We start from the raw sequence: 15932 nt of genomic DNA on the forward strand, positions 1-15932 counted from the left end.
TAATTTTTATATAAATTAATGAAATTTTATACTTTTTCATGTTTGCATTGATTGAAAATCCATAATTCATTTATAAAAAGGGGGAAATGGATATGAGATCGCCAAAAACACTGCTTGCTGCAATTCTGCTGCTGGCCATCCTGGCGCAAGGCTGCTCTTCCATCGGCATCGGCAAAGAGGAAAAAAAGGAAATCACGATGAAGGTATTGGCTTCATCCTCTGATTTTGCTAAGTATATACCGCTATTGAACGAGAAGTTTCCGCATATCACCTTTGAGGTCATAGATGTATACAGGCAGATGATACGGGAAGGCATCGAGACAGCGAAATGGGACGAACGGCTAGTTGAAATTATCAAGGAACAGAAAGCGGATTTTCATATGGATATGTCTCCGGAGTATTACATCGAGGACTATCCGCTGCTTGATATGGCGCCTCTGTTGACACGCGACCGCGTCGAGCTAAACGACATTCTGGAACAACTTACCGAAGATCAAATCCGTTCAACAGGCACTCTCAAGGTCGTAAGTCCGACATTCGACCGCAATCTGTTATTCGTGAATCGCAAGCTTTACCGTGAGCTGGGTGTTGCAGAACCAGTCTCGCCGATGAATTGGGATGAATTCCGACAGTCGGCATTGGCCATCCAGGCTAAGGACCCTTCTGTCTCCGGCTACAAACTCAACCAGCCTTGGTTCTATGCCTATAACTGGATCGGAGAGGATTTGCTTGGGCTCGAGAGCATTGAGAATAACCAGCTGATGCTTAACAGCGCAGAATGGCGCGAGCTGTTCGAACAGCTCTTCGAGGATACATTCAAGGATACAATCAAACTCCAGCAGACAAATCTGGACAATCCCGTACTTATAAATACAGGAATGTTTATTGGCAGAGCTTCCTATCTGAAAAACATCATAAATAAAAACGAGACGCCAGACGATTGGGCTATGATGGAACAGCCGCGAAATCCGTCCGTCACATGGAGCAGCTCCGTCTACCTCTCTACTCCGCTTTCGATTTACAAAGAAAGTCCGTATAGCGATGAAGCATGGGAAATTGTGAAATTTCTGATCAGCGAAGAAGCGGCAGAGCGCTTGACTGCCGATAATCTGGCGAACGGATTCGTCACTTATCCGAAGTATATTGGCGCAGGAGAGTTCCCGCTGGAACCGCTTCTTGTAAAGGGATCATCGAAGCCGCTTTCTTCCGTTCAGCTCATCCAACCGGCATATCAAGCCGTCTTCGATGCGTTCAGAACCCAGTTCGAAGCGGTGGCAAGCGGCATACTCCCATTCGACCAGGCTTGGAATGCAGTCGACCAAAAAATCAATGAAATCAATGCCAATCCCGACAACTTCATCGAGAAATAGAAATGAAAAGGCATGCTCCCGGAATAATTAAGGAGCATGCCTTGTTTATCTATTTTCGTATATCCTTATATCTCCGTAAGCTTAACATCCAGCAAATGGTCCGTCCCTTGCTGTACCCTGCATGCCACACGAACTCCGAATTCGCGCCCTTCCTGTCGCAGCCACAGGAGAAAACGTTCCTCTGCTACTCCCTCAGCGCCGCTGAACCTGCCTTCATACCTATAATCCACTATGGAAGCGCCATGGTAAGCCTTCGCTGTCTCTTCCATAGCGAGCTTGCCCCATTTCGCATAGGCTGGAGCGGCAGCTTGAATGGCAGCAGCAGGATCGGCGAACGCGCCCGCATCCGGATTCGCAATGCTCAGAAGCAGGAATATCGCTTTCACAACAACCTGGCCTATAATCGAAAACCACCTCCCTATCTTGCGCCAAATTGGCAGAGTTGTGGTTAGTTTAACCAGGCAAGCCGTTGTTTAATCATAAAGCCGAATCTATGGCCCGATTAGTCCCAAGCTTTGTACAGCGCATGGGTCCCCTTGTCCTCCAGCCCCGCATCCGCGATGCGCTGGTACAGCTCCCTTGCCAAGGCAAGGCCAGGCAGCTCGATGTTCATCTCCGCAGCGGAATCAAGCGCAATTCCCATATCCTTTATAAAATGCTTCACATAAAAGCCCGGTTCAAAGTTGCCTGCCACAATGCGCGGCGCCAGATTGCTGAGCGACCAGCTTCCTGCGCTTCCCGCGCTAATGCTTTGCAGCACGCTGTCCAAATCAAGCCCGGCATTTTTCGCATAGACTAGCGCCTCGCAGACGCCGATCATCGTCGAGGCGATCGCAATCTGATTCGCCATTTTCGTGTGCTGGCCTGCTCCCGCTGCGCCTTGCAGCAGCATCTGCTTGCCCATTCGCGACAGGATAGGCAGCACCGCTTCATAAGCTTCGCGGTCTCCGCCTGCCATAATCGTCAGCGCTGCGTTGCGCGCGCCAATATCTCCTCCGGATACCGGAGCATCCAGCGCATGCATGCCGCGCGCCTTGGCCGCATCGTAGATGCGCCGTGCCAAAGCCGGGCTTGAAGTTGTCATATCAATGAAATAGGTCCCGCTTCGGGCCGATTCGATCAAGCCGGACGTTCCGAGGTACAGCTCTTCCACATCGGAAGGATATCCCACCATTGTAATCATAACATCGCATACACGCGCCAATTCGCCAGGCGTCTCCTGCCAGATCAAGCCCTGCTCCATAAGCGGCAGCGCCTTCTCCTTCGTACGCGTATAAATATGCACTTCATAGCCGCCTTGCTGCACATGGCTTGCCATGCTGGCGCCCATGACTCCCGTACCAATAAAGCCTACCTTCGTCGTATTCGGATTCATCCGTCGCCACTCTCCCTGTCTGTCCGTATTTAAACTGGATATAAGCCTCACATCTCTCTGCTGCTATTATATCAAAAATGCCGCCTCATGGACGAACATCCACGAAGCGGCACTCTTTAGATTAGGACTCTGCTACAGCTGCAGCGCCTTTTTTGGCTCTTTTCCGATTAAGGAATTCATACACGATAGGTACGATAATGAGCGTCAGCAGCGTCGAACTCGTCAAGCCGCCGATAACGGTCACGGCCATGCCCTTCGAGATCAGGCCGCCTGACTCAAAGCCGAATGCAAGCGGCAGCAATGCGCCGACCGTCGCAATCGCCGTCATCAGAATCGGACGCAGACGAGTTACGCCCGCTTCCAGAAGCGCTTCACGAACCGAAAGCCCTTCTTTCTCCTTGTGAATAACGCGGTCGATCAGTACAATCGCATTCGTCACGACGATACCAATCAGCATTAGCGCCCCGATAAGAGCAGTCGCGCTGATCGTCTCGCCGGATACGAGCAAGCCCAGCATTGCGCCGATAACAGTGAACGGCAGGGAGAACAGAATCGTCAGCGGCGTCAGGCCTCCGCCGAACGTCAGCACCAGCACGAGGTATACGACCGCTACAGCCGCCAGAATAGCCATGCCGAGCTGCGAGAACGTTTCGTTCATTTGTTCCGTAACGCCGCCCATATCGATGTTGACGTTGCCCGGAAGCTTCATGCTATCAATCGTCTTCTGAATGTCGCTGGACACAGCGCTGACATTGGATGCTGTCACATCGGCAGAAACAGATGCATAGATGCGGTCATTCAGACGAGTAATTGTGTTCGGAGATTCGCCTTCCTCAATCTTCACTACATCCTTCAAGGCAACTTCCATGCCGAGCGGTGACATGATCATGACATTCTCCAGATCGGACAGGTTGCGGTAAGTCTTCTCCTCTACCTTCAGGTAGACCTTGATGTCCTCTCCGTCCTTCTCGATCGTCGTCAGAAGCGGACGCTCACGCACAGGGCTTAATGCCATCGCTACCTGCCCAGCCGTGAGGCCGTACTGGCTCAGCTTGTCGCGGTCAGCGACAATGCGGTATTGATCATAAGTCTCGGACAAGCTGGAGGTGATTTTTTTCAGATCCGCATTCTCGCCGAGCTTCGCCATCAGATCGTCGACGATCGGCTGCAGCGTCTTCATGTCCGGCCCATAGACGTTCATCGTAATGGTCGAGCCGCCAAGGCCGCCGGTAAAGTCTTGTTCCTTCCACTCGCCTTGTCCGCCAAGCTCGCGCAGCAATGGCAGCACTTTTTCCTTTTCGTCGGTGAAGCCTTTAAAATCCTTGGCATACGTAAGGTTGAACAGGCCCGATTTGGATGCGCCAGGGCTCATCGGATTTTGACCGCCTACCGCATACTGCACGACAGTAATGCCTTCGCGTTCAAGCAATACTTTCTCGGCCGCAAGCGCAACTTCCTCGACTTGCTCGCGAGTTTCGCCCGGAGCCGGGCTGTACGTAATGATCATGGACTTCTGCTCGTCCGCAGGCAGGAAGCTGAAGCCGACTACCGGTGCCAGGAACAAGCTGCCTACGAGCAGAAGCACAGCCGCTGCAAACGTAACAAACTTATGATCCAGCGTCCAGCGAAGCACTTTCTTGTACCAAAGCGCCAGACGGCCCGGTTTGTCTTCATGGATTTGGTTCGCCTTAAGGCCGTTGCGGAACATCATATGCGCCATCATCGGCACGACGGTAATGGCAACGACAAGCGACGCCGCCAGCGCGAATACGACCGTAAGCGCGAACGGCATGAATACTTCGCCGACCATGCCGGATACGAAGCCGAGCGGCAGGAATACCGCTACCGTTACGACAGTAGAAGCCATAATCGGCACGAACATTTCACGGGTCGCTTCCAGAATCAGCTCTTTGCCCTTCAGCTTCTCGCTTGAGAGCGACATTCTGCGGTATATATTCTCGATTACGACAATGGAATCGTCAATAACACGGCCGATTGCGACCGTAATCGCGCCCAGCGTCATAATATTGAGCGTAATATCCATCTGTTTAAGAGCAAGCATCGCCATCAGAATGGACAGCGGAATCGATACGATGGAAATAATGGTCGAGCGGATATTGCGCAGGAAGAACAGAATGATTATGACAGCCGCCAGCGCGCCAATCAGCGCCTTGCTCAGCATCGTATGAACGGATGCTTCGATCGGCTCGCCTTGGTCGAACGCTACCGTAATCGTCAGCCCTTCATTCGCGTTTTCCAATTCCTTAATATTATCTTTCACACGATTGACAACATCGACTGTGTTGGCGTCAGCCGCCTTAACGATGCTGATGCCGATTGCGTCTTTGCCGTTGGTGCGGGATACGGATTCCGCCTTGCCGGTAATCTTTAGCTCCGCTACATCGCTAAGCTTCACGCCCGGAAGCAGCACAAGATTGTTCAGGTCGGTATCGGTGACGATATTGCCGTCCACAAGAATCGACTTCTCGGTGTCGCCGAACTCGAAGATGCCAAGCGGCACGGACAATGCGGAGGCTTGAACAATGCCCTTAACGGCATCTTCTGTCAAGCCGGTTGCCGCAAGCGCCTCAGCGTTAAAGGCCAGCTCGCCCTCCATGATGTTTTGGCCGGAAATCTGAACGTCGGCTACGCCTTCCAGCCCTTCGAGCTTCGGCAATACGTTCTCTGTCACTTGTTTGGTCAGCTGATCCAGCTCCAAGCTGTCGTTCGACAGGCTGAGCGACAGTACCGGGAATGCGTTCATGCTGATACGGGATACGCTCGGGGTCTGCACGCCTTCCGGCAAGCTCATCTCCGTGAGAATGCTCTTCACTTCATCTGCAGCCTTCTCCATATCCGTCTCATACGTATATTCGATTACGACGGAAGAAGCGTTCTCGAAGGAAGTTGAAGATACATTATTAACGCCGCTTAGATTGCGCGTTCTCTGCTCAATCGGCTTCGTCACTTTCTCCATCACTTCTTCCGGTGCCGCGCCCGGATATACGGTCGTTACGCTTACGATTGGAATTGTAATATCCGGGATCGTCTCCATCTTCATGTTCATCCCGGCGTACAAGCCGGAGAACAGAATGATGAGAGTCATAATCCATAGTGCGAACTTGTTGTTCAATGAAAATTTAATTACACTTTTCAACGCTCTCCACTCCTCGTCTACTGTCTCTCTTTCTGCTATACCTTAAACCGGTAGCCCACTCCCCAGATCGTCTCGATATACTGGGGATTGGACGGGTCGTGCTCAATCTTCTCGCGAAGACGCCGAATGTGGACGGTAACCGTCGCCGCATCGCCGTTGGAATCCAGCCCCCATATCCGCTCGAACAGCAGCTCCTTCTCGAATACGCGGTTGGGATGGGAAGCAAGCAGCAAGAGCAGCTCGTATTCCTTCGTCGTCAGCATCGCTTCTTCATCATGAATTGTGACGCGCCTTGCTTGCTTGTCAATGGAGAGGCCGCGTATTTGGACGAGTTGGCCCAGGCTAGCCTTGTCTGCCGTCAGCCTCTCATAGCGTGCCAGATGGGCTTTGACACGCGCTACCAGCTCGCTGGGACTGAATGGCTTCGTCATATAATCATCCGCGCCAAGTCCGAGTCCCCTGATTTTGTCTATATCCTCCTTCTTGGAGGTCACCATAATAATCGGGGTGTTCTGCTTAGCCCGAATCTCGCGGCATATCTCAAAACCGTCCAGCTTCGGAAGCATCACATCGACGATAATCAGGTCATAGCTGCCGTCAAGCGCCAGCTGCAAGCCGATATCGCCTCTGCCCTCGATCTGCACTTGATAGCCGTGGCTTTCCAAATAATCGCGTTCAAGCTCGGCGATTGACTTCTCGTCTTCAATGATCAATATGTTCTTCATGCTCGTTCACCGCCTTGATTGCCATTGTGAGAGGAAGCTTGATGCAGAAGCGCGCTCCGCCCTCCGGCAAGTTCTCCGCCCAGACCGATCCGCCATGCCCCTCGGTCATCTGCTTGACGATGGCTAGTCCAAGCCCGCTGCCGCCTGTCTCGGAGTTGCGGGATTGCTCCGCCCGGTAGAAGCCGTCAAAGATATACGGCAGGTCTGCCAGGTCGATTCCGGGACCGGTGTCATCGATTTCAATGATGGCGTATTCGTCGTTGTCCCCTCTTATTCTTACCGTAATCACGTTGCCCCTGTCATCTTGATCCTGCAGCATATATTTCACGCAATTGTTCAAGATATTCGTAAATACGCGATTCAGCTTGTCGGGATCGGCCGCAACGCGCAGACCGCCTCCAGAGAGATCCTCGAATCTTAGCGCAACTCCGGCCTTCTCCAGATCGAAGCGCTGCTCGCCCATGAAATCCTCCACATAGCGGCCGATATCCACGATCTTGAAGTCATACGCCACCTTCTGCAGATCCAGCTTCGAGAATAGAAAGAGCTCATCAATGAGCTGGTCCATGTCCGTCGCCTTCCGATAGATCGTATGCATATAGCGCACGCGCTTCTCATCGGTATTGGCGATGCCGTCCAGAATTCCCTCGACATATCCTTTGATAGCCGAGATCGGAGTTTTCAGATCATGCGAGATATGGGACAGCAGCAGCTTGCGGTTATCCTCATATTGCAGGCTCTGCTCAATGGAGTGCTTGAGCCGGATGCGCATCTCCTCAAAGGCGGAACCAAGCTGAGCGATTTCATTCTGTTTGCCGAGCTTCGTCTTTGTGTGAAGCTCATGCGTAAGATCCCCCTCCTTAATTCTAAGCGCTGCCGTACGAAGCGATTGAATCGGCCGGATAATGCTGCGGGAGACAAAATAGGTCAGCAGCAGGCTCGTCAGACATACGAAGAGCAGTCCGGCAAGTAGCGTAAGCGGATGCCAGAAGATCGGGACGGGATCGGAACGGTGGAATAAGACCATTGTACCGGCGCTGCCGTCCGGATAAGAGAATTCCAGCTCATGGGAAGTGAAACGGTAAAGCTTGAAGGACAACTGCTCCGGCGGCTGGTCGGCTAATGCCTTCCAGTCTTCTTCAGGCGACAGTTTCTGCAGAAAGGACGATACCTCGGTTACCTCGCCGCTACGGGTCAGCACAAAACCTGCCCATTGCTCCTGCAGCCTTTCTTGCAGCATTTTCACAAAGTCTTTATCCTCAAGCTTGACCGTATCCTCCCGGATCACATAAGACAATTCCCCGTAAATGATTGCCTGGTTAAAGCTTTCGTTCTGCTTGGCTTCGGTAAATTCCCGCAAATCTTGCTTTTCGCCCGCAAAAAAGATAAACAGCATAAACAGCATCAGCAAAATAACCGGAACAAAAGCCATGGCCAGGTACGACATATAAAGCTTTACCTTAATTGACACTGCTTCACACTCCGTCTAAACGATGAAATCTGAGCTTTCACCTATCGTCTATCATAAAGACCATTTCTAAACGAAAATGAACGCATTTATTACAAAATTATTACGTTTCCGCGGAAACGCCTATTGGAGTCCGCCAAACTTGCCTAGCGGCCAAATCCGGTATACCGCCTTGCCCTCCAGACTTTCAAACGATACTGCGCCGAATTCACGGCTGTCCATACTTTTCTCGCGGTTGTCGCCCATGACGAATACATGCCCTTCCGGTACTGTGAAAGGAACTTGGACGATATTAGGATAAGTCAGACCCTTCGCATACGGCTCATCCAATTGCACTCCGTCGACATATACGTAGCCGTCCCTCATGTCAATGGTTTGTCCCGGCAAGGCAATGATCCGCTTCACCAGCCGGCCATCCTTATGTTCCGGTCCATTGATGATGACGATATCGCCTTGCTTCGGACCGCTAAAGCGGTACGACCACTTGTCCTCAATGAGGCGCTGTCCTTCTACCAGCGTGTTCTGCATCGAAATGTTATGTACTTCGGTCTGGGCATATACGTAGTTTTGGAACAGCAGCGCCACGACAATCGCTATGCCCAGCGAAAGCGTCCAGTCCTTAATTTCCTTTAACCATCTGTTGCCCTTTGGCTTCGTTTGTTCTTGCTCCATATGGAGGCCACCTCTTTCTACGGAATGATATAAGCAGAATTGCTAAACTACCTATAGTCTACAACCTATCCCTTATACGAAACAACTTGTGCTGAAGTTCCCGCCTGAATGAAGTTTCATACCTTCCCGAGAGCTATATAAGAAGAGGACTTATCACTTAAGGTATCGTGACAACATGAGAAAAAATAGGGTAAAGTGAAGCATGAGAGGGGTTGAAAGCTTAAATGATAGACCTGAATGATAGAAGCTGTGAGAAGAGGCGTCCTCAATTGATGCTGGATATCGGGGGTGTGCTTGCGGCCAATCTGTCGCCCCGCTTCTGGAACGAGATTGCGCGGCTGGCGGATACTCCTGTTGAGCTGCTCTATGCCAAATATAAAGAGGAATTGAGCCGCGGCTTATGGGTAGGGCACTTCTCTGAGCTCGAATTCTGGAATTGGATTCATGCACAATCGCCTTCGGTCAGCGCAGCAAAAGGCCAGGCGATCCTGATGGAGAGCCTGGCACCGCTGCCCGGCATGCTTCAATTGCCCGAGTGGAGCAAGCATGCCGATATTCATATCTTAAGCAATCATCTCGCAGCTTGGATTGATCCTGTGCTGGAGCCGGTCCGTCCCTTTCTGACTTCCGTCACCATCTCCAGCCAAATCGGCATGAGCAAGCCTCAGCTGGAGTTGTATGAATACGCCTGCGCCTTGCTGCCCCCTACAGCGCCTGTCCTGTTCATCGATGATCAGGAAAGGAATCTGCGCCAAGGAGCTGCTGTCGGCTGGCATACCCTGCAAGCGGATCCGGACGGCCGCTGGATCGACGAGGCCAACCGCTGGCTTCGCCGAATGAATGCGTTACAGCCACATTCGGGCGGTTAGCATAATGGCGCAAGCGGCAATGGCTGCGAGCAGCAGCCATCCGTCCGCGGGGGCGAAGATGAGCTTGAAGCCTTGTGTCGTGCGCTCAGCAGGCTGGCCGAAGCCTCTCGCCTCCAAGGCGTCCGCCATGCTCTCCGCCATACGCAGGATGGCGCGGATATAAGGAATGAACAGATAAGGCAGGAGCCGAAGCGGTATTGCGTTGCCCCTGGCGGTTGATTTTCCGCGCGCCTTCACAATCTGGGCGAACCGGCCCCATTCCCTCATAAGCAGCGGAATAAAACGAAAAATCAGCATAACCAGCAGGCTAAGCGAATGAATCGGCACCTTAAGCCTGGTTAGCCATCCAAGCGTCTGCTCCAGTCCCCGCTGCAGCCGGATGGGCGACATAAGCGCAAGCAAAGGCATGCCGATAACCATAATAAGTCCCAATTGAATCATTCTAATGGCAAGCGGCTCGGACTTGCTCCATTGCAGCTCGAGCGGCTGCAGCGATACGGCACCAATCAGGATGAAAACAAGAGAAAAATAGAAGAATGCCCGAATAATCGGCAATAACGGAATAAGAAATCTGCGAAAGGGCATTGCGCATGCGCCGGCAATTAGCGCGCCTATTGCAAGCTTAGGCATGCTGTTCAGTGATAATAAACCTGCCGATAATATCAAATAGGCGGCAATTAGTGCCCGGGGATCGAATTTGTCCTCGGGCTTCTTGCTGTCGGAAGCCATTACTGTGCCCGACGCTTGGCAGCTGCCATCCGCATCAAGGCGGTATAGGCTCTCCAAGGGCTCCTGAGGCTCTTGTTCAACTTCCTCGATTGCCGCTGCTATAGGAAGCTTTGGAGCAGCGATTCTCTCATTGCCCAGCAGTCCGGCAGCAAGACGCTTAGCCAGCTCTTCCGGCGGCTGCCACAACCCGGCTGCCTCGGCTGCGCAAGCCGTCTCGGCCGCATCAAGCATGCCTTTGCCGATCAGCAATTTCTCCGCGAGCAGAGCTTGCGGAGAAGCCGAGCCCAGCGCATGAACCGCTTCTGCAGGCGCCTCTTCGAACGCCAAGCCATCCCGAACAATAATCAAGCCGTCGGCGAGCGGCAGCAGCGCTTCCAGATCATGCGTCGCCACAATCGCTCCGCGTCCTGACGCTCTGCAAGCCGACAGCATGCCGGTCAGACGCTGGATGCCTTCGGTGTCGAGACCTGCTGTCGGTTCGTCCAGCAGCAGCCAATCCGGCTCGCATGCCAGCAGACACGCTATGGCAAGCCTGCGCTGCTGTCCGCCGCTAAGCGTCCATGGGTCCCGGGCAAGCTCCGCATGGTCCAAACCCACGCTCATCATGGCCGCTTGCATGCGCGATTCCGCTTCTTCTCCCTCAACCTGGTAAGGCCGCAGAGAAAAGGCAAGCTCCTCCCTGACCGTCGAAGCGAACCACTGCGATTCCGATTGCTGCAAGGCAATGCCGATCCGCTTAAGAACGGTGCCATTTAGCCGTTTCTTGCCTTTCCCGGTCCACAAGTGTTCTTCCCCGAGCCGGATCGACCCCGACTCCGGCTCTCGCAAGCCCGCCAGAGTCTCCAGCAAGGTTGATTTCCCTGCGCCGTTATGCCCCAGCAGCAATATGATTTGTCCCGAATTGATGCGCAAGCTAATATCCTTAAGCAGATGCTTCTCCCTATCGCCGGGTGCCAGCACGCTCACATTGCTCAATATCCAATCAGCGGACATAGCTCGCCACCACCTCTGCCAGCTGTTCTGCCGTTAACGGGATGAATGGCAGCTGAACTCCCTGAGCTTCCAGCTCCCATGCCACTTTGACCGCATAGGGCGGCACAAAGCCCTCCCTCTCGCCTGGACTGTCCGGCATATTCGGCGCGGAACGGCGAAACAGCGAGCCTGCCGAGTCTTCGAATACGATTCGGCCGTCCTTCATGACAACAGTCCGATCCCCCGGCAGCAGCTCCTCCAGGCTTTGGGTCACCCACAGCACGGTCGTTCCTTGCTTATGCATGCGGCGGACATGACCGCATACGATCGCAGTCATGCCCGGGTCGAGCATGGCGGTGATCTCGTCCAGCAGCAGCATTGGCGCTTCCGCAGCGAGGCATCCGGCAATAGCTACAAGCTGCTTCTGGCCGCCTGATAACGTCTCAAGCGGCTGATGCATGCGCCTGCCGAGTCCAACTTCCCTCAGCGCTTGCTCTGCACGCTGCACGAGCCCTTCGGCTGGAGAGCCTTGACGCTCCAGCAGCGTCACAACATCTTCCCAAGGCGTCGTGCCTACCAAGCCGGCATCAGGCTGCTGCATGACGATCGGGATCGGCTTGCCGCTCCCGCTCTCCGATCTATGTATGCTTCCGCGAACGCCTTGGCGAATGAGACCGGCAGCCGCTTTCAGCAGCGTGCTTTTCCCGCTTCCGTTCAACCCTAATAGGGAAATCCACTCGCCGCGTTTCACGGCAAGATGAATGCCGGATAATATATAATTGCTTTCCTCGCTCGCCAATGCCACCGGGGCATAAGATACATCTATTAGTTCAAGCTGAGTATGCTGCGTCAAAAAAATTTCCCCTTACCTCTTCCCATGATCAAAAGGCTGTGCTAGAATTCGATTTGTTAACCTGAATACATAATAATTGGTTAACAATAATTAAGCAAGCATGTAAAGGAGATTAAATCGATCATGAAAGCCATATCTATTCGATCACTAGTGTACGTCGCATTATTCGCCGCATTGTTCATTGTGCTCAGCATGCAGCAGATGAAGCTGAACTTCTCCGTCATTCCTATTACGCTGCAAACATTCGCCGTTATTCTAGCCGGTCTGTTCCTCCGGCCGCGGCTTGCGTTCGCCAGCATCTTTGTGGTCATCGTGCTCTCTGCCTTCGGGCTGCCGCTATTCGGCGGCAAAGGCGGAATCCCGCATCTGATCGGGCCGACTGGCGGATTCATCTTCGCCTTCCCGTTCTGCGCCATGTTCGCCAGCATTGCAGTACATAAGCTGCTGACGTCCAAGCGAATCATCACTAACAAGGTTTATTCGCTTATCGGATTTTTCCTGGTATTCTTCATCCTGAGCTCCGTGCTGTCTTATGTACCCGGACTGCTGTGGTTGAAATATACGGCTGACTACTCCTGGGCGAAGACATTCGTCGTCGGCGCATCCTTCCTGCCGGGCGACGCCATCAAAGCGTTTGTCGGCGCCTTGGTCGCGGTAGCGCTTGCGTCCTTTGTCTATCGCTTCCGCAGCGCGGGTGCAGCCGAGCCGGCTCCTGCCGTTCCTCGTGAAGCCTAAGACTGAATACATCCAGCAAAAAAGCCGCTCGCCCCTACGGCAATCAGCCGTAGCCGGCAAGCGGCTTTTGTTCGTATAGGGATTAGTCGCTGCAGTTTTCTGGATCAGGTTCGCTTGCATCTTCCACATTAATGCGGTCAGACACCGTATCGCGGATTACCGTAACAACTAGCTGGAGCAAATAGTTGATATCCGATTGGCTTTGCTGGAACTGCGTCACAAGCGGAATGTTGTCCAGCTCGTCCTGCAGCGTCTCCATCTCTCCTTCAATCTTCTTCACCATATCGGGGTTTTTGAACGTTTTCTCAAACGCCACAACTTCCTTCTGCTTCTTCTTGATTTGATTAATCAAAGCCTGTACGCGCTCATTGCTGTTAATTTGCTGCTCTGCGCGGCGGTATTGCTGAACTTCGTCGGAGTGGAAGATCACTTCCGCCAGTTCCTTTGCTTTCGCCATAATGTCTTCCTTCACAATCAGATCACGCGTATGGAACGACGGGATATCCGTCGTGCCGCCATGATGGCTGCAAGCTACGCCATGCTCATGTTGATGTTCTGCCATTCGTCATCTCTCCTATAATGTCCGTTAGCTAACGGCTTCGTCTAAAGCCGAAGGAATCGGCTCTGCTTTGATATACCAGGTCTGAGTCTCGGTCACTCGCGCATGCACGAACTTGCCGATCCACTCCTTGGGGCCTTCCATATGGACAAGCTTGTTCGTCCGGGTGCGTCCGGACAGAACATTGGCATTGTTTTTGCTTTCGCCTTCGATTAATACTTCGATGACTTCGCCCAGCATCTCATCGTTCTTCTCGCGGCTGACCGCGGCCAGCAGCTCGTTCAGACGCTGCAGCCTGCGCTTCTTCGTCTCCATCGGCACATTGTCTTCCATGCCTGCTGCAGGCGTGCCTTCTCGCGGAGAATAAATAAACGAGTAAGCAAAGTGGAAGCCCACTTCCTTCACAAGCGACAATGTCTCCTCGAATTGCTCGTCCGTCTCTCCTGGGAAGCCTACGATAATATCCGTCGTCAGTACCACATCCGGTATTGCGGACTTGATGCGCTTCGCTAAATCCAGGAACAGCTCGCGCGAATATTTGCGGCTCATCCGCTTCAGCACTTCCGTGCTGCCCGACTGGACCGGCAGATGGATATGCTCCACCAAGTTGCCGCGAGAGGCCAGCACTTCGATCAAGTGATCGTCAAAATCACGCGGATGGCTGGTCGTAAAGCGAATGCGCGGAATGTCGATTTTGGACATATCGTGCATCAGGTCGCCGAACCGGTATTCGATATCCTCGAAGTCCTTGCCATACGCATTGACGTTCTGGCCTAGCAGTGTCACTTCCTTGTACCCTTGGCGGGCCAGGTCGCGTACTTCGGCAATAACATCCTCCGGACGGCGGCTGCGCTCCTTGCCGCGTGTATAAGGCACGATGCAATAGGTGCAGAACTTATCGCAGCCGTACATAATGTTTACCCATGCCCGCATGCCTTCGCGCTTCTTAGGCATATTCTCGATGATGTCGCCTTCCTTGGACCACACCTCGACAACCAGTTCCTTGCTGTAATACGCATTCTGCAGCAAATGAGGCAAACGGTGAATATTATGCGTGCCAAATATCATATCGACAAAAGAGTGCTTTTGCAAGATTCGGCCTACGACCGATTCCTCCTGGGACATGCAGCCGCACACGCCAAGCAGCAAGTCAGGCTTCTCGGTCTTCAACACCTTCAGATGGCCAAGCTCGCCGAATACCTTGTCCTCCGCATTCTCGCGTATGGCACAGGTATTAAGCAGAATGACATCCGCCAATTTCCGGTCCTCGGTAGCCGTATAGCCCATCTCCTCGAACATGCCCTTCATCACTTCGGTATCATGCTCGTTCATCTGGCAGCCGTAGGTTTGGATCAAATAATGCTTGCCTTTCCCCATCGTCCGCAGCTCTTCCGGAATGGAGAAATCATAATGAACCTGAATGTCTTCTTTGCCCCGTTTTTTCTCGTCTTTATAGGAAGGAGCAGAAGAAAGCTGGATGTTGCGCCCTTTAATGCGCAGGGTCGTGACGCCATCCTCCTCGCTCAGGATTTTGGCATCGCTGAAGTCGAAATATTTGGAATAGTCCTTTTCGCCTTTGCCTTGTGCTGCGGCTGGCGCTTTCGGAGTCTCTTTCGTCATGTCCCTTGTTCACTTCCTTTATGCTAGATCCGTTATGCAATTTGCGAAATTATCCCAGGCACAACAATACAAAATTATACCACATCGAACTTGCCTAATCCATTGGTACATTAGGATTTGCAAACGATTTCGGAAAAGCTTGCCGCCAAAGCCTCAGGACTTGAACAAAGGATCGATATACAGGCTGCAAAATTGCTCGTAAATCCGCTCATGGCTATAACCTTTTACACAGACAAGATGCCTGTACGTATGGGGAGAAAGCACCGCTATATACGTATGCGCGATAAAAGGCGCGTCGATCTCTCTCCCGTCTCCCTGCGGCACCTCGGACAGCAAGCCGGTCAGCATCCCGTGCATGTACTGGTATGGAGGTGATTGATAAAAATCATCCTTGTTGCTTTCGGTCATCTGCTGCGCATGTATGACGCCAAGCATCTTCGATTTCTCACCCAAAAAATCGAGCAGAATGCCAATGACGCCCCGCAGCCGCTCCTGAGCCGTCTGCTCGGACGTGCCGCTGATATAATTCGCAATCGTACCTTTCATCTGATCGAAGGTGTCTTGCATAAGTCCTATGCACAAATCCGCTTTGTTGGCATACCTCCGGTACAGAGTGCCTTGCCCGACACCTGCTGACTTGGCGATCTGATGCATACTGACCGCCTCAACGCCGTATTCGCTGAACAACTGCGTAGCGGTGTCCATGATGCATTTGCTCAAATCTTCCTTCGAACGGTTATGTTCAGTAGCCGACATCTCATTGCTCCTTATTCCGTAATCACGACATTTTCCCTCTATAGGATAGCGTTCTTACCCTCCTTGGAAAGA

Annotated in this window: 14 protein-coding genes; 3 read left to right on the forward strand and 11 right to left on the reverse strand. The window is 52.6% G+C overall.

Annotated elements, in window-relative coordinates; translation table 11 throughout:
* Nucleotides 1-92: 92 nt before the first annotated feature.
* The gene (locus tag D3P09_RS01405; protein WP_165867276.1) at nucleotides 93-1370 is read left to right on the forward strand and encodes an ABC transporter substrate-binding protein; all 1278 of its coding nucleotides are present in this window, start codon (nucleotides 93-95) and stop codon (nucleotides 1368-1370) included.
* 65 nt (nucleotides 1371-1435) lie between these two features.
* Here D3P09_RS01405 and D3P09_RS01410 read toward each other — a convergent pair whose 3' ends face one another.
* From D3P09_RS01410 to lepB, 6 genes are all read right to left on the reverse strand, one after another.
* Complete coding sequence (locus D3P09_RS01410; protein WP_243643869.1) at nucleotides 1436-1756, reverse strand: DUF3889 domain-containing protein; 321 nt, start codon at nucleotides 1754-1756, stop codon at nucleotides 1436-1438.
* A gap of 116 nt (nucleotides 1757-1872) precedes the next feature.
* The gene (locus D3P09_RS01415) at nucleotides 1873-2745 is read right to left on the reverse strand and encodes an NAD(P)-dependent oxidoreductase (RefSeq protein WP_120106539.1); all 873 of its coding nucleotides are present in this window, start codon (nucleotides 2743-2745) and stop codon (nucleotides 1873-1875) included.
* A 121-nt stretch (nucleotides 2746-2866) separates the two neighbouring features.
* Nucleotides 2867-5902, reverse strand: coding sequence for an efflux RND transporter permease subunit (locus D3P09_RS01420; protein ID WP_120106540.1), 3036 nt, complete (start codon nucleotides 5900-5902; stop codon nucleotides 2867-2869).
* A gap of 35 nt (nucleotides 5903-5937) precedes the next feature.
* Complete coding sequence (locus D3P09_RS01425) at nucleotides 5938-6627, reverse strand: response regulator transcription factor (protein ID WP_120106542.1); 690 nt, start codon at nucleotides 6625-6627, stop codon at nucleotides 5938-5940.
* Entirely contained in the window at nucleotides 6605-8098 is a 1494-nt protein-coding gene (locus tag D3P09_RS01430; RefSeq protein WP_120106544.1) for a sensor histidine kinase, read from the reverse strand. The genes D3P09_RS01425 and D3P09_RS01430 overlap by 23 nt, the downstream gene beginning before the upstream one ends.
* Nucleotides 8099-8218: 120 nt before the next feature.
* Nucleotides 8219-8767, reverse strand: coding sequence for a signal peptidase I (lepB, locus tag D3P09_RS01435; protein ID WP_120106546.1), 549 nt, complete (start codon nucleotides 8765-8767; stop codon nucleotides 8219-8221).
* A 272-nt stretch (nucleotides 8768-9039) separates the two neighbouring features.
* Between lepB and D3P09_RS01440 the strand changes: the two genes are divergently transcribed.
* Nucleotides 9040-9636 carry an HAD-IA family hydrolase gene (locus tag D3P09_RS01440; RefSeq protein ID WP_243643941.1) on the forward strand — a complete coding sequence of 199 codons (597 nt, stop codon included), beginning with the start codon at nucleotides 9040-9042 and terminating at the stop codon, nucleotides 9634-9636.
* On the opposite strand, the gene D3P09_RS01445 is transcribed toward D3P09_RS01440, so the two are convergent.
* Nucleotides 9613-11358 (reverse strand): ATP-binding cassette domain-containing protein, encoded by a 1746-nt coding sequence (locus D3P09_RS01445; protein ID WP_120106550.1) that lies wholly within the window; start codon nucleotides 11356-11358, stop codon nucleotides 9613-9615. The genes D3P09_RS01440 and D3P09_RS01445 overlap by 24 nt on opposite strands.
* The gene (locus D3P09_RS01450; RefSeq protein WP_165867278.1) at nucleotides 11348-12190 is read right to left on the reverse strand and encodes an energy-coupling factor ABC transporter ATP-binding protein; all 843 of its coding nucleotides are present in this window, start codon (nucleotides 12188-12190) and stop codon (nucleotides 11348-11350) included. Before D3P09_RS01450 ends, D3P09_RS01445 begins: the two co-directional genes overlap by 11 nt.
* A 123-nt stretch (nucleotides 12191-12313) precedes the next feature.
* On the opposite strand from D3P09_RS01450, the gene D3P09_RS01455 reads away from it, so the two are divergent.
* On the forward strand, nucleotides 12314-12925 hold the full coding sequence (locus D3P09_RS01455) for a biotin transporter BioY (protein ID WP_120106553.1): 612 nt from the start codon (nucleotides 12314-12316) through the stop codon (nucleotides 12923-12925).
* An 82-nt stretch (nucleotides 12926-13007) separates the two neighbouring features.
* On the opposite strand, the gene D3P09_RS01460 is transcribed toward D3P09_RS01455, so the two are convergent.
* The 3 genes from D3P09_RS01460 to D3P09_RS01470 form a co-directional block, all read right to left on the reverse strand.
* A complete protein-coding gene (locus tag D3P09_RS01460; RefSeq protein ID WP_120106554.1) occupies nucleotides 13008-13487 on the reverse strand; it encodes a YlbF/YmcA family competence regulator in 480 nt (159 codons plus the stop codon).
* 24 nt (nucleotides 13488-13511) lie between these two features.
* A complete protein-coding gene (gene miaB / locus D3P09_RS01465; RefSeq protein ID WP_120106556.1) occupies nucleotides 13512-15104 on the reverse strand; it encodes a tRNA (N6-isopentenyl adenosine(37)-C2)-methylthiotransferase MiaB in 1593 nt (530 codons plus the stop codon).
* 153 nt (nucleotides 15105-15257) lie between these two features.
* A complete protein-coding gene (locus D3P09_RS01470; protein ID WP_120106558.1) occupies nucleotides 15258-15860 on the reverse strand; it encodes a TetR/AcrR family transcriptional regulator in 603 nt (200 codons plus the stop codon).
* Between the last annotated feature and the right edge of the window lie 72 nt (nucleotides 15861-15932).

Source organism: Paenibacillus pinisoli, assembly GCF_003605435.1.
GTDB classification, from domain to species: Bacteria; Bacillota; Bacilli; order Paenibacillales; family Paenibacillaceae; genus Pristimantibacillus; species Pristimantibacillus pinisoli.

Bases quoted from the DNA above. Each gene is read 5' to 3' on its own strand.
- lepB (WP_120106546.1), bottom strand. From the start codon at position 8,767: ATGGAGCAAGAACAAACGAAGCCAAAGGGCAACAGATGGTTAAAGGAA.
- D3P09_RS01470 (WP_120106558.1), bottom strand. From the start codon at position 15,860: ATGTCGGCTACTGAACATAACCGTTCGAAGGAAGATTTGAGCAAATGC.
- D3P09_RS01415 (WP_120106539.1), bottom strand. From the start codon at position 2,745: ATGAATCCGAATACGACGAAGGTAGGCTTTATTGGTACGGGAGTCATG.
- D3P09_RS01440 (WP_243643941.1), top strand. From the start codon at position 9,040: ATGCTGGATATCGGGGGTGTGCTTGCGGCCAATCTGTCGCCCCGCTTC.
- D3P09_RS01460 (WP_120106554.1), bottom strand. From the start codon at position 13,487: ATGGCAGAACATCAACATGAGCATGGCGTAGCTTGCAGCCATCATGGC.
- D3P09_RS01425 (WP_120106542.1), bottom strand. From the start codon at position 6,627: ATGAAGAACATATTGATCATTGAAGACGAGAAGTCAATCGCCGAGCTT.
- D3P09_RS01405 (WP_165867276.1), top strand. From the start codon at position 93: ATGAGATCGCCAAAAACACTGCTTGCTGCAATTCTGCTGCTGGCCATC.
- D3P09_RS01445 (WP_120106550.1), bottom strand. From the start codon at position 11,358: ATGTCCGCTGATTGGATATTGAGCAATGTGAGCGTGCTGGCACCCGGC.
- D3P09_RS01455 (WP_120106553.1), top strand. From the start codon at position 12,314: ATGAAAGCCATATCTATTCGATCACTAGTGTACGTCGCATTATTCGCC.
- miaB (WP_120106556.1), bottom strand. From the start codon at position 15,104: ATGACGAAAGAGACTCCGAAAGCGCCAGCCGCAGCACAAGGCAAAGGC.